The organism is Paenibacillus shirakamiensis (assembly GCF_017874255.1).
Classification (GTDB): Bacteria; Bacillota; Bacilli; order Paenibacillales; family Paenibacillaceae; genus Fontibacillus; species Fontibacillus shirakamiensis.
In genome coordinates this window covers 229,862-243,261 of sequence record NZ_JAGGLD010000001.1, presented here as the reverse complement: position 1 = coordinate 243,261, position 13,400 = coordinate 229,862, and the positions used below count along the sequence as shown (strand labels likewise).

General features: G+C 44.6%; 12 protein-coding genes and 1 other RNA gene. 1 reads left to right on the top strand and 12 read right to left on the bottom strand.

Annotated elements, in window-relative coordinates:
• Positions 1–28: 28 nt before the first annotated feature.
• The 3 genes from J2Z69_RS01030 to J2Z69_RS01020 all read right to left on the bottom strand — a co-directional run bounded on the left by J2Z69_RS01030 (position 29) and on the right by J2Z69_RS01020 (position 1,315).
• A complete protein-coding gene (locus J2Z69_RS01030; RefSeq protein ID WP_209858396.1) occupies positions 29–418 on the bottom strand; it encodes a hypothetical protein in 390 nt (129 codons plus the stop codon).
• A 43-nt stretch (positions 419–461) separates the two neighbouring features.
• Positions 462–701 (bottom strand): DUF1540 domain-containing protein, encoded by a 240-nt coding sequence (locus tag J2Z69_RS01025; protein WP_425354972.1) that lies wholly within the window; start codon positions 699–701, stop codon positions 462–464.
• Positions 702–814: 113 nt separating this feature from the next.
• Positions 815–1,315, bottom strand: a complete 501-nt coding sequence (locus J2Z69_RS01020; protein WP_209858393.1) for a DUF3907 family protein — start codon at positions 1,313–1,315, stop codon at positions 815–817.
• A 251-nt stretch (positions 1,316–1,566) separates the two neighbouring features.
• On the opposite strand from J2Z69_RS01020, the gene J2Z69_RS01015 reads away from it, so the two are divergent.
• The gene (locus J2Z69_RS01015; protein WP_209858391.1) at positions 1,567–3,456 is read left to right on the top strand and encodes a S8 family peptidase; all 1,890 of its coding nucleotides are present in this window, start codon (positions 1,567–1,569) and stop codon (positions 3,454–3,456) included.
• A gap of 106 nt (positions 3,457–3,562) precedes the next feature.
• On the opposite strand, the gene rnpB is transcribed toward J2Z69_RS01015, so the two are convergent.
• From rnpB to glyQ, 9 genes are all read right to left on the bottom strand, one after another.
• Positions 3,563–3,969: RNase P RNA component class A (rnpB, locus tag J2Z69_RS01010), an RNA gene on the bottom strand.
• A 58-nt stretch (positions 3,970–4,027) separates the two neighbouring features.
• Positions 4,028–5,143, bottom strand: a complete 1,116-nt coding sequence (locus J2Z69_RS01005; protein ID WP_209858389.1) for a Nif3-like dinuclear metal center hexameric protein — start codon at positions 5,141–5,143, stop codon at positions 4,028–4,030.
• Positions 5,119–5,883: a tRNA (adenine(22)-N(1))-methyltransferase gene (locus tag J2Z69_RS01000; RefSeq protein WP_209858382.1), complete on the bottom strand. Its 765-nt coding sequence runs from the start codon at positions 5,881–5,883 to the stop codon at positions 5,119–5,121. Before J2Z69_RS01000 ends, J2Z69_RS01005 begins: the two co-directional genes overlap by 25 nt.
• Positions 5,852–6,709, bottom strand: coding sequence for a hypothetical protein (locus tag J2Z69_RS00995; protein WP_209858380.1), 858 nt, complete (start codon positions 6,707–6,709; stop codon positions 5,852–5,854). The genes J2Z69_RS01000 and J2Z69_RS00995 overlap by 32 nt, the downstream gene beginning before the upstream one ends.
• Before the next feature lie 89 nt (positions 6,710–6,798).
• Positions 6,799–7,935, bottom strand: a complete 1,137-nt coding sequence (rpoD, locus tag J2Z69_RS00990) for an RNA polymerase sigma factor RpoD (RefSeq protein ID WP_209858378.1) — start codon at positions 7,933–7,935, stop codon at positions 6,799–6,801.
• A gap of 49 nt (positions 7,936–7,984) precedes the next feature.
• Positions 7,985–9,814, bottom strand: a complete 1,830-nt coding sequence (dnaG, locus tag J2Z69_RS00985) for a DNA primase (RefSeq protein ID WP_209858376.1) — start codon at positions 9,812–9,814, stop codon at positions 7,985–7,987.
• Positions 9,815–9,860: 46 nt separating this feature from the next.
• On the bottom strand, positions 9,861–10,325 hold the full coding sequence (locus J2Z69_RS00980) for a YaiI/YqxD family protein (protein WP_209858374.1): 465 nt from the start codon (positions 10,323–10,325) through the stop codon (positions 9,861–9,863).
• Positions 10,326–10,354: 29 nt separating this feature from the next.
• Positions 10,355–12,433: a glycine--tRNA ligase subunit beta gene (glyS, locus tag J2Z69_RS00975; protein ID WP_209858372.1), complete on the bottom strand. Its 2,079-nt coding sequence runs from the start codon at positions 12,431–12,433 to the stop codon at positions 10,355–10,357.
• On the bottom strand, positions 12,426–13,313 hold the full coding sequence (glyQ, locus tag J2Z69_RS00970) for a glycine--tRNA ligase subunit alpha (protein ID WP_209858371.1): 888 nt from the start codon (positions 13,311–13,313) through the stop codon (positions 12,426–12,428). Before glyQ ends, glyS begins: the two co-directional genes overlap by 8 nt.
• Positions 13,314–13,400: the final 87 nt, after the last annotated feature.

Sequence of the window (13,400 nt, the reverse complement as noted above, 5' to 3'; positions counted from 1 at the left end):
GGTAGAGGACCTGTTTTCAACATTCAATTTAACGTGTAAATGGAATCAGAACAAAATATGCCAGTATTGAAATGACACCTAATGCCGCAGCCCACATTCCTGTTGTTTTACTCCCTTGGCTATAGGCATAGAACCCCAGCACCGCAGCAATAGGGCCGAGGATAATGGACCATACGAATAAAGAGGCAATACCTAGAGCTAACCCGATATATGCACTGGTTCTCCCACCCGCGTCTGCGTGGTTATCATAGGAAGGATCGGCTTTCTCTTCATTACTTTGTGTAAATGATGTTGTTGGAGCGATATCTGCTGCGTATTCTTCTTGATGGATACGCCTAGGATAATCTATTCTCCGTTTCTCATTTATCGGATGGCCTAGACGTTCGTCAGGTGTGAACTTGGAATGATCTTCATTCATGTCCATGTAACCTCCCTCATTGATGAGCTTCGCGTGCCCGCTCTTACGATGTGTAAGATTTTGGCTTGAATGTGTGGCAACACGTTGCTGCTGACGTCGCTACAGCATCTTTGTGCTCAGAATCAAAGGACTCTCCTGCAATTTCCGCATTGTACCGAGTTCGAGCATGCTGATCAATATCAATCATGATTTGTTCGGCTCTGCAAAAGTTATTTTCTCCCCAGAACGAACAGTTGGACACACTGCATTTAACTACGGGTTTATCGCCATTTGGCATCTTCATCACCTCAGTACCATGTTCCCCGATCGCTAGTTGCCCTATGCACCTTAAGCTATTGTTAAATCACGACAAAAAAAGACACCTTGTTCACAAGGCATCCGGGGTTGAACTTTGCATTAAGCGTTAGCTTTTTGCATACGGCGCTGAGTTAAGTAATCACTTTCGTAATACGTGAGCTCATCGCGAAGTTCTTCATATATTTTAGTTACTTCGAGAATAACGTCACGTGCAATGCGTACGGGCTTAATCCGGAACCGAATTGCATCTTGACCTGTATAGGCATAACGTCCATCCTCAGAATAGCTTTCATTTTTAGGGTAGAAGAAACTGTTCACAACATCATGGTATACGCTGTACAGTATCTTTTCGGCAAGTTCCTTATCAAAATTACTTCTACGCAGTACCGTACCCAATTTCTCAACTACGACTTCCGAATACACAAGAAGGTGTCTTAAATCTGTCAAAAAACCTTTGGAGAAATGAATTGATTCCTCATCTTGTTCAGGAGCGAGCTGGGAGAGTGCATTCTCATTCAAAAATTTCTCAATCGTAGGAATAGCCATTTTTAATTTTTCTTTTACGTCTTCGCATAGTTGTTGGACATGGGTCTCAGGCATAAAGCTGTTCTCCTTCCGTTCTGTCAAACGAGAGCAATAGTATGACTCAAATTCAGTGGGAATTTGTGTCTAAATCATAGTATCACAAAAAAGTTCAAAACGATATCCTTTCTTGTCCCGATTTTTCCAGTTTATTTGATCACTTACCAGCATTTACTGAGCATTCTTCTATACGTCGCTGGAATACTAATGTAAGCAAGTTAAAGGCTTGTCAGCAACGCAATTCAGAACAAATTGGAGGCCTGTCCACAATGTCTAGACATATATGGTTCGCAGTACTTTTGGCGGGGACTGTTGCCTGCCTTGCTATAATTATGATGCCCTTCTCCAAGGAGAAACCTCGAACAGCCGTTCAGCAGCCTTCCGCTGCGGCCCCTGCACAGGAACAACAGCTTAAGCAGGAAATCATGCTACGAGATATGTCTGCTACGGATAGTCTTGCTAGGAAAGACGCTCAGCAACATTTGAAGACGATGAGCAACACAATGAAATCCACTACCCTCAGGCAAAGAGATGCTTATACCAAAAAAATGCTGGATGATCATCAGCACCTGCTTTCAGCCATTTGGATTGATGATCATAATGACAATCACAGCAAGCTTGGTTTTCGATCGATTAAACCAGGCACTTCTTTAGCTAGACAACTTGAAACTTATAGTCAATCTGCAAGAAAGGCGCTACAAGAGCAAAGATCCTATGAGTCACCTGCCTTTCCTGCAGACCATCCTGAGTATTTTGTAGCTGCTGAACCTGCCAAACAAGGAGATCAAGGCGTAATCGCACTATATAGTATGGATATTTTGAAGGAAGTACAGAACCATCAACGCAAAAATTTGCGGTTGACCCCCTATCCCAAAGAGGGACGTTATAAGATGGAGTCTTTTCATCCTGAAACCTTAAAAGACACGACCGTAAAAACAGGACAAGACAATGAAAATGCCAGTCACTACTATGAGAACGAGATTGTAGTAACCTTTCATCGTGATCCCACGTCTAAGGACATGGCTTTGATACGTAAAGACCTCAGTTGCAAGCTTCCCCCTCATCAAATTGGAAATACCTATATTTTTCATGCAGACGGCAAAAATATGACTCAGCTCAAAGCTTATTTCCTGGATAAATGGAATCCTAAGTATGTTGAACCCCATTATTTATATCTTACAAATGATCTCTCACCCAATGAGACTCCTACAGAACAAGACACACTAGACACAAGCGAAGTCCCTAATGATATTTTGTTCTCTGAGTACCAATGGAACCTTCCAATTATTGAGACCACACGAGGTTGGAAATTGAACAAGGGTGCAAGCGATGTTATTGTCGCCGTTGTAGACACAGGGGCAGATTTAGATCACCCTGATCTTAAAGGTAGAGTACTCCCGGGTTACAATGTCATTGCGCCGGGTACACGACCGATGGATGATGTGGGCCATGGAACTCACGTGACAGGCATCATTTCCGCGCAAGTGAACAATAATGAGGGCGTTGCAGGTATGACTTGGGGCAACAAAGTCCTGCCCGTCAAGGCCCTCGACAAATCAGGTTCAGGTACGACCTACTCGGTATCTCAAGGGATCATCTGGGCTGCCGATCATGGGGCTAAGGTGATTAATCTCAGCTTAGGCAATTACGCCGACGCCCAGTTCCTACATGAAGCGATAAAGTATGCCTATAACAAAGACATCGTTATTGTCGCAGCAACTGGTAATGACAATACAGAGCGTCCAGGTTACCCCGCCGCTTATCCCGAGGTGCTATCCGTATCCGCTACAGATGTGAATCTGAAGCGTGCTTCGTTCTCTAACTACGGTTCCTATATCGATGTCATGGCCCCGGGAGAAAGTATAGCGAGCACCTATCCGAACAATCAGTACGCCGCTCTCTCCGGAACCTCTATGGCTAGCCCTCATGTGGCTGCCCTTGCCGGGCTCATTCGTTCAGTTAATCCATCCCTACACAACACGGAGGTTATGGATATCATACGTAAAAATGTCATTGATCTCGGGAACCCTGGCAGAGATAAATATTTTGGTTATGGACAAATTGATGTACTCGCATCTCTTAAGGCAGCTGGGGGAGGATCAAATCCCCTTCAACTCTTTCCGCAGTACATGCAGAAAAAACTGGATTCTCTAAAATAATATCTTTTTAGCATAGAACAGAAAGAAGCCTTCGCGTCAGGAATCATCATTCTGCTATAAGCAGAACCATGCTTCTTCACGCGAAGGCTTCGATTTGTTGAGTAGTGCAGAAAGTTATCCATAAGCCGGGTTCTGTGCTCTTTGTGGTTCAGACGGGAACTACCCTCCCACCAATGAGCGACAATCATCTATCTAGGCCATACATTGCTGTACAGCTCAAGCGACCAACCTAGACGCGTCTCGGGCTAAGACTTGGCTCCGAAGAGCCCGGCGTCCCTTTAGGTCTTGCTCCAGATGGGGTTTACCAGGAACGAAGTCACCAGCGTTCCTCGGGGTCTCTTACACCTCGGTTCCATCCTTGCCTGATCTGCTCTAACGAGCAGCCATCGGCGGTCCATTTCTGTGGCACTATCCTTCAGCTCGCGCTGACTGGACGTTATCCAGCATCCTGCCCTGTGGAGCCCGGACTTTCCTCCCGCAGCATTAGCTACCGGCGATTGTCCGTCTAACTTTCCAAAACAACACTTGCTAGTATACAGCGATTTCCCTCGTGACACAACCTTTATTCCTACTACATAAATTGAAATGGCTCAGTATCAGCGCTAAACACATGAACCTCGGTGTCATAACGATTCTCCTGAAGTTTGGACTTCATCCATTCCGCAACCTTTTTCTTCATGATCTTCTCTGCATGATGGCCCGGATCAATCAAAGTAATTCCTGCAGCAAGTGCATCTTGTGCTGTGTGAAAATCAATATCCCCGGTTACGAGAACATCAGCACCACGGAACTGAGCTTTTTTCCAGTACCGCCCTCCAGAGCCCCCAAGTACTGCGGCCTTGCGAATAGGGCGCTCCAAATCACCCACAACCCTAACATTGGGCACATCCAGACCATTTTTCACCCGAGTGACGAATTCTCTTAAAGTTACGGGCTCTGTAAGTCTGCCTGTGCGACCTAGTCCTAGCGTACGGCCCTTCAAATCCATAGCATACAGATCATATGCTACCTCTTCATAAGGATGTGCTTTAAGCATAGCTTGAATTACTTTAGCTCGAATGCTGCTAGGTACAATGGTCTCCATTCTAACTTCTTCCACTCTCTCCAGCTGCCCTTGCTTTCCAATAAAAGGCGTAGTTCCTTCCTGCGGAACGAAGGTGCCAAATCCTTCTACATTAAAACTACAATGACTATAGTTCCCAATCCAACCTGCTCCGGCTTGAAGTGTTGCATGAAGTACTTGTTCATGATGGGATTTGGGTACGAACACCGCAAGTTTATATAACTCGTCAGTGTGAACATCTTCCAACGAATCGGAAGCCTCTATTCCGAGCGCTTCCGCCATCCAATTGTTAATTCCGCCTTCCGCTACATCTAGATTCGTATGACTAATATAGACGGCGATATCATGTTTAATCAGCTTTTCATAAAGTTTCCCCGCAGGTGTATCCGTCTGCAATTGTGCAAGGGGACGAAAAATAATCGCATGGTGAGCTATAATCAAATCAGCCTGACAAGCTATTGCCTCGTCAACTACGGCTTCCGTCACATCTAAAGTAATGAGTACATGCTTGATTTCCTTTTGCAGCGTACCCAGTTGCAAGCCTATTTTGTCATCAGGCACAGCCAGATACTTAGGAGCAAGTTGCTCCATATACTGAATTACCGTCTGTCCTTTTGCATACATGATAGTACCTCCTCCAATTCCCGGATGTGAATATTCATCTCTGCTGCTTTAGATTTGGATGACTCTAGATCGGACTTGGCAATTTGCCCATAGACCTTGTGCAGCTTCTCCACTTCCGAGTGCCACTTGGCAAAAAAGACATCTTGGGGTTGTTGCGTTAGTCTCGGACCCATCTCAATGAGCCTTTCACGAGTTAAGCGAAGTTCTGTAGAGGGGTTAATCACGCGTTCCTCATAAAGATCCTGATTCAACTCTTGTGCATCATCCCGCCAATCGGCCGTAAGAATTTCGTAAATTTTGCCGTCTTCCTCTAGGATCTGCTCGGCACTTAAATACCAGCGATGCTCAAGCAACCAGCGACGAACGAGATCTTCTCCCACATTAGGCTGAAGAATAAGACGCTGCACCCCTGCAAGTTTGTCCGCTCCTGCAGAAAGTATAGATACGATTAATGCCCCACCCATGCCTGCAATGGTAATAACATCTACTTCATTACGTTTTAATACTTCAAGCCCATTGCCTTTACGTACAGAAACTTTTCTTTGAAGGCCAGACTCCATAACCTGACGCTGTGCTGACTCATAGGGACCTTCGTTCACTTCACCAGCAATGGCACTTCGCGCTCGTCCACTAAAAACAGAGGCAACCGGAAGCATGGCATGATCGGATCCAATATCCGCGAAGGTGCATCCTTCTGGCAATTGATCGCTAATTTGTTGTAGTCGTGCTGACAGTTTCATTCGATATCCACACCATCCATTTTTTTCGTAGTACGTATAATATCACAAAAGCTAATGCTAATTTAACCATAACCCATAACATAAAGGGTTTAGGATAGATTTGCAAGATTAAGCGCAGATCAAGTTCTGGCATGAACCAAATGGTTATGGCAGCCGCGAACCACACCGGAGCCATGAATTTTATTTTATAGTGAGAGAACCAGCTCAGCCACCCTAAGATGCCTGAAAGTGGCAACCAATACAGTTGAAGCAATAGCCATGATGAATCCGTATGTAGATGTTTTAACAATAGCGCGTACAGCAATATGAAGCATAGCAAACCTGTATATGTAATGAATTCCAATTGAAGAAAGTGTCCTGTCACCCACCACAAAATGCCACAACATAATATTAATATGGCAACATTCTGAGGAAGTATAGCCTGATGAAGCTGTAACATCCACCCTCCTAACCCTAACAAAAGTACATTTCCGCCAAATGCCCAAAAAAGCGAAATCCGTTTGTCTCTTGGCCGTTTCACGGCTGCAAAGGTATAACTTACTGAAGTGACGAGCAAGGTTGTAGCCATTTGCAATGGCCATGGAAAAAGACTAAAATAAAATCCAATACCACAAATCAAGGAAAAAATGAGAAAACCAAGCAGCCACACTTTTGAATTTCCTTGCTTCATTGCCTGTATTGAAAAAGTACTGTTCTTGTTAGCCGTACCCGCTTGTTCAATATATAAGTTCTGCAAAAAATCACAATAGTGCTCTGGAAGAAGCCGGTTCTGTCTCCAATAGTCAATTTCTTTCAGTATTATGTCAACACGGTTCTCACTATTCAATAGAGGTACCCACCTTCTCTTGGAATGAGCAGATCATATATATAAAAAAGACCTTGCTGCCTACCGCAGAAGGTCTCGCAAATGAAATCTTATTCTAGGAAATCTTTAAGGCGCTTGCTACGGCTCGGATGACGAAGCTTACGTAGCGCCTTAGCTTCTATCTGACGAATTCGCTCTCTGGTAACACCGAATACTTTGCCCACTTCCTCTAAGGTCCGAGTCCGCCCATCATCCAGACCGAAGCGCAGACGAAGCACGTTTTCTTCCCTTTCGGTTAACGTATCGAGCACATCTTCAAGCTGTTCCTTTAACAGTTCATAAGCGGCTGCATCTGCAGGTGCTAGTGCATCTTGATCCTCGATGAAATCACCCAGATGTGAATCGTCTTCTTCCCCTATAGGGGTCTCTAAGGAGACGGGTTCTTGAGCAATTTTCATGATTTCTCGAACCTTTTCTACACTAAGTTCCATTTCCGCAGCAATTTCCTCTGGTGATGGCTCACGGCCTAATTCTTGCAGGAGCTGACGAGATACGCGAATCAGTTTGTTAATCGTCTCCACCATATGAACTGGAATCCGAATGGTTCTGGCTTGGTCTGCAATCGCCCGTGTAATTGCTTGACGAATCCACCAAGTTGCATATGTACTGAATTTAAAGCCTTTTTTGAAGTCGAATTTCTCCACGGCTTTAATTAGGCCCATATTCCCCTCTTGTATCAAATCCAGGAATAACATCCCACGTCCTACATATCGTTTGGCGATGCTCACAACCAACCTGAGGTTAGCCTCTGCTAAGCGTCTTTTAGCCTCTTCATCCCCATCTTCAATCCGTTTGGCCAATTCTATCTCGTCGTCTGCTGACAGCAGGGGAACACGTCCAATTTCTTTCAGGTACATCCGAACCGGATCGTTAATCTTGATGCCTGGAGGTAAGCTTAAATCATCATCAAAATTAAAGTCATCTGAATCTCTTCTTCCCCGTTCCTGATCATCGCCAGATCTAGAGACGAGTTCTTCATCACTCTCATTGGAGATATCAATTCCTAGATCCCCTAATTGTTCAAAAAACTCATCCATCTGTTCAGGATCTTGATCAAACGGGGAAAGTTTTTCTACAATTTCTTTGTAAGTTAAAGAGGATCTTTTCTTTCCTTTTTCCAAGAGCTGATCTTTGACCTGGTCTAACGTAAGTTCTGATTCTAATTCGGTGTGCTGATCCTGTGCCATACGCGACTCCTTTCTTCCCTGAAGATTGGGGGACCTGCTGTCCCCTATCCTATTGTCTTTCCAGGGCAATAATCTCACTTGCAATATGCGCGGCCCGGAGGAAATCTCCGGCTCGTTCAGCCGAGACCATTTCTTCTTTTTTCTGTTCAATCTCAAGCTTCATGGGCACCTTGCGAATCTCACGGATGCAATCATCCAGCTCTTCATTCGTCCATGCTAATGGCACGTCCATCATCGCGATTGAACTGACTGCCTTTTCCAGCCGATCATCATGTAGCGAGGCAATAAACCGACTAGCGTCGGGTGTCTTGCCCTGTGCATAATAAGCGTATAGATAAGCAGCTATGGCTGCATATTCCTCGATGTTAAATGCATCATCCAGATGTTTTTCTACATAACGTGCAACCTCATCGTCCTGTAGCATAAAGGACAGCAATCGTCGTTCCGCAGCATGATAAGCGGGTAAGAGTACAGGCGTCTGTACCTTCCCTTTTTTATGCCTACCATTATTCCACCTTTCTGGGTTATTATCCCCAGCCGATTGCTTTTTTTGTAGTTCTGTTCGAATCTGGTTACATTCTTGCTTCAGACTATCGAATGAAATATTCATATCTGAAGACAATTCTTTCAAATAAATTTCACGTTCCGTAGGAGAAGGAAGAGGAGTTATGATACGCAGAGCTTCCTGAATATAAGCTACTTTTGCACCTTCGCCCGATCCGGGCGTAATATGATTCTTCTTTAACTTCATCAGCTTAAACTTAGTTGATGTAACAGCGCCCTCTACCATTTGGCGAGCGAACCGTTCTCCCCCATGCTTTTGAATGAAATCGTCTGGATCTAAGCCTTCAGGTAGCACAGAGATCTTCACTTGAAGTCCTACGGTCTCCAATATAGGGATGCTTTTCAAAGCAGCAGCCTGTCCCGCATTATCGCCATCAAAACTGATTACGACTTGGTCTGCCATACTCTTAAGCATTGCAGCATGGCTTTCTGTAAGCGCAGTCCCCATCGTTGCCACAGCATTGTGGACACCACCTTCAGAAGCACTGATTACATCTCCGTACCCTTCGAACAGAACGACTTGACTTGTTTTGCGAATAGCCGTCTTAGCTTGATGCAGATTGTAAAGCGTTCTACTCTTACTGAACAGCTTACTTTCTGGAGTATTTAAATATTTAGGCTGTCCTTCGCCCAAAATTCTTCCCCCAAAAGCAATGACTTTACCCGATCGATTATGAATTGGAAACATGACCCGATCCCTAAAACGGTCTACATAACCCGAGGCGTCCTGTTTGGCAGCAAGTAAGCCACCCTTCTCCATCGATCCAAGATCAAAAGAACGCTTCTCCAGAAATTGAACAAGCGTATCCCACCGAGCTGGAGCATATCCAATTTGAAAGTGGTCAATCGCTTTATCTGTGAATCCGCGTGCTTTAAGATATTCCATTGCGGGCTTTCCATGCTCTGTATTCTTTAATAGAAAATGGTACAGCTTTGCGCTCCATTCATGAGCTTGAATTACGGCGTCTAACTCTGGATCACGGGTAGCGCCCCCATGCGATCCTACGCTTTCGTCTACCTGAATATTAACTTCTTCCGCCATAATTCTGACCGCTTCAGGGAAGGACAGGCCTTCGATTTCCATCCTGAATTTGATGGCATTACCACCCATACCGCAGCCATAACAATGAAAAATTTGCTTCTCAGGTGTTACTGTGAAAGATGGAGTCTTCTCAGAATGAAAAGGACAGAGGCCCTTCATATACTTCCCCTGCTTGGATAAATGAACGTGTCTGCTTACCGTGTCTACGATGTCATGCTGTCTAAGTACAGATTCAATGGTCTCTTCGGGAATGCTTCCGCGTCCGTTACTCATGTCTACCACCTTCATCTCTTAACACGTAAATTATAATTCGCTATAATTAATCGTTCTCCTGCAAGTCAAGCAAAACTTTTGTCAATTCCTGTTGAAAAAAATGACGATCTTCTTCCGTAAAAGGTCTAGGGCCCTTGGCATACTTGCCACCTCTTCTAGCCTTAGCATGATGATGTCTGCGTTCGAGGAGATACTCAATGTTGCCTGCATGAAAGGTGTCACCTCTTGGAGAAAGAACAGCGCAGGACTTGGCCAGCGCTAATGCGGCAAGGCCATAGTCCTGCGTGATGACAACATCTCCTGATGCAATATAGTTGGCAATAAAGAGATCCGCACTTTGTGAGCTGCGGTCCACTTGAACTACCGTAACACCCTCTTCAGCCCGAAGGAAGTGGTCATAGGAAGAGACCATCAGCACCGGGACGTTATGCGCTCTAGCTGTATTAGCAATCTCTGCCTTAACTGGACAAGAGTCCCCGTCCACTACAATTCGAACTTCCTTCGTTCTCACTTAAGGTCCTCACTCATTTCAAATGAAATTTAAGACCATACCAATTTGTTAAAGTCAGCAAAAGCCTTGAGATCTGCATCAATGGCCGCCAGAAGCGCCAAACGGTTCGCACGAATTTGCTCATCTTCAGCCATTACCATTACGGAATCAAAGAATCCCGTTACCGACTCTTTGAGTCCACTGATCAAAGTCAGTGCAGCTTGTGCATCTCTTGCCTGAAGAGCATTTCGATATGCATCTTGATTCTCATTCCAAGCTATGAACAGACGGCTCTCGGCTTCTTCTTGGAATAGATCTGATCTCACACGTTCCATAGATGCCTTTGCCGCCAGATTACTAACACGATTAAAGGATTCTACAGTTGCTTTGAATTCGGCGTTTTGTTGCAGGACCTGATTCAGCGCCTTACCACGCGCAATGACCGATACAACATCATCAAATCCTGCAGCAATAACTGCATCCACCACATCATATCTTAACTCATCCGATAGAGCTTTTTTGACACGTAGACCGAAAAACTCATATAAATCCTTACGAATTTCATCAGCTGATCGCTTCAAAGTACCCATATTCTCGTGCACATCTAACGCGATACCAAAGATATCGGATAACTGAATGTTCAACTGGTGATCTAATACGATTTGCACCACTCCTGCCGCTTGACGACGCAGTGCGTAAGGATCTTGGGATCCTGTAGGGATAATACCAATGGAAAAGCATCCTGCAATGGTATCCATTTTATCCGCCATACTTACTACAGCTCCAACGATGGATGCAGGTACAACATCCCCTGCGAAGCGCGGTTGATAATGCTCATTAATTCCTTTAGCCACCGCTTCAGATTCCCCAGCCTTGCGTGCATAATCTTCACCCATGACCCCTTGAAGTTCTGGGAATTCATAGACCATTTGTGTTACTAGATCAAATTTGCAGATTTCTGCTGTACGGGTAATGTGGGCTAACTGTTGACTATCCACTTGCAGTTTAGAAGCGATATTTTCTGCGATTTTACGAATGCGGCGAACTTTATCCCCTACTGTTCCTAATTCTTCATGGAATACAATGCTTTCAAGTTTGGATAGAGCATCTTTAATTTGAAGCTTTTGATCTTCCTGATAGAAGAACTTGGCATCGGATAATCGCGCACGTAGAACTTTTTCATTTCCTTTTGCAATGACATCCAAAGACTCAGATCCACCATTGCGTACAGTTACAAAGAAAGGTAGCAAAGTACCATTATGGTCTAAAACGGGGAAGTAGCGCTGGTGCTCACGCATCGATGTAATTAATACATCCTGCGGAATGGCTAAGAACGACTCGTCAAACGTACCAAACAATACGGTTGGTAATTCTACGAGGAATAGCACTTCCTCAAGCAAGTCTTCTTTGACCGCAATATTCCACTGTTTTTCTTGGGCCAGAGCTTCGATTTGAGAAGAAATTAAAGCTTGGCGTTCTTTAACATCTACAATGACGGATTGAGCACGAAGTGCCTCCACATAGTGCGCTGGTTGTGCAATCACGGCTTCTGTACCCAGGAATCGATGCCCTCTAGTACTATTCCCCGATTGAACGCCCGTAATTTCTATATCGATAACTTCTGTTCCGAAGAGTGCAACCATCCAGCGAATAGGGCGAACAAATTTAAAATCGTAATTTCCCCAACGCATGTTTTTCGGGAAAGTCATGGACTGAACGATTTGAAGCAGACCGTCTGCGACGATAGAAGAAGTCTCTACCCCTGTCGTACTTTTGTTTACATAAATATACTCTGTGCCTGATAATTCTTTGAATGTGAATTGTTCGGGGTCCACACCTTGACTACGGCCAAATCCTAAAGCAGCCTTGCTCCAATTGCCACTGTCATCCAAAGCAATTTTTCTTGAAGGACCTTTCACTTCTTCATGAACATCTTCTTGTCTCTCTGCTACATCACGAACCAGTATAGCAAGACGTCTTGGCGTTGCATAAGCTTCTACTTCCCCATGCGGAATAACAGAATCCGTTAGCCATTTCACCGTACGTTCTTTTAGTTGGTTCATTGCCGCTCTAATAAACCTAGCAGGGACCTCTTCTAGACCAATCTCAAATAATAAATCTTTAGCCATGGTTCGTATCCCCTTTCTTAAGCAACGGGAAGCCTAGCTTCTCGCGTTCTTCCAAAAACGTTGCCGCTACCTGCCTAGCTAAGTTACGCACACGCGTAATATAACCTGTTCTTTCGGTCACACTGATCGCCCCGCGGGCATCCAACAAATTGAAGGTATGGGAACATTTTAAGACATAGTCATAAGCCGGAAATACCAAATGTTCCTCCATCGCTTTGTTCGCTTCTTGCTCATACATGTTGAACAAAGTGAACAGCATCTTGGCATCGGATACTTCAAACGTATATTTGGAATGTTCGAATTCAGGTTGCTGGAATACATCTCCGTAATTAATTCCTTCCACCCACTCTAGATCGAACACATTCTCTTTATCTTGAATATAGGAAGCCAGTCGCTCCATACCATATGTAATCTCTACGGCTACTGGATTCGTCTCGATTCCGCCCACTTGCTGGAAGTAAGTGAACTGGGTAATCTCCATTCCATCGAGCCATACTTCCCAACCGAGTCCTGCGCATCCAAGAGAGGGATTCTCCCAGTTATCTTCAACAAAACGAATATCGTGCTTCAGCGCATCAATCCCGAGCTCCTTCAGACTCTCCAAATAGATCTCCTGAATATTATCTGGGGATGGTTTAATAATGACTTGAAATTGGTGATGCTGATACAACCGGTTCGGATTCTCTCCATAACGTCCATCCGATGGACGACGGGAAGGTTCTACATAAGCTACTTTCCAAGGTTCTGGTCCCAAAGATCTTAGAAACGTCATCGGATTCATGGTTCCGGCACCTTTTTCGGTGTCATAAGGCTGTACAAGAATACAGTTATGTCTGGCCCAGAACTGTTGCAAGGTCAAAATCATTTGTTGAAAGTTCATTTTTTGCCATCTCCTTGTCACTTGGTGCAGTGGACGGGACTGCCCTAATATTGGGTTCTGCACAGCAAAAAGCTCTCGTCCCTACGT

Coding starts and splice junctions, on each gene's coding strand:
- J2Z69_RS01030 (WP_209858396.1), bottom strand. CDS start 418: ATGAATGAAGATCATTCCAAGTTCACACCTGACGAACGTCTAGGCCAT.
- J2Z69_RS01025 (WP_425354972.1), bottom strand. CDS start 701: ATGAAGATGCCAAATGGCGATAAACCCGTAGTTAAATGCAGTGTGTCC.
- J2Z69_RS01020 (WP_209858393.1), bottom strand. CDS start 1,315: ATGCCTGAGACCCATGTCCAACAACTATGCGAAGACGTAAAAGAAAAA.
- J2Z69_RS01015 (WP_209858391.1), top strand. CDS start 1,567: ATGTCTAGACATATATGGTTCGCAGTACTTTTGGCGGGGACTGTTGCC.
- J2Z69_RS01005 (WP_209858389.1), bottom strand. CDS start 5,143: ATGTATGCAAAAGGACAGACGGTAATTCAGTATATGGAGCAACTTGCT.
- J2Z69_RS01000 (WP_209858382.1), bottom strand. CDS start 5,883: ATGAAACTGTCAGCACGACTACAACAAATTAGCGATCAATTGCCAGAA.
- rpoD (WP_209858378.1), bottom strand. CDS start 7,935: ATGGCACAGGATCAGCACACCGAATTAGAATCAGAACTTACGTTAGAC.
- dnaG (WP_209858376.1), bottom strand. CDS start 9,814: ATGAGTAACGGACGCGGAAGCATTCCCGAAGAGACCATTGAATCTGTA.
- glyS (WP_209858372.1), bottom strand. CDS start 12,433: ATGGCTAAAGATTTATTATTTGAGATTGGTCTAGAAGAGGTCCCTGCT.
- glyQ (WP_209858371.1), bottom strand. CDS start 13,313: ATGAACTTTCAACAAATGATTTTGACCTTGCAACAGTTCTGGGCCAGA.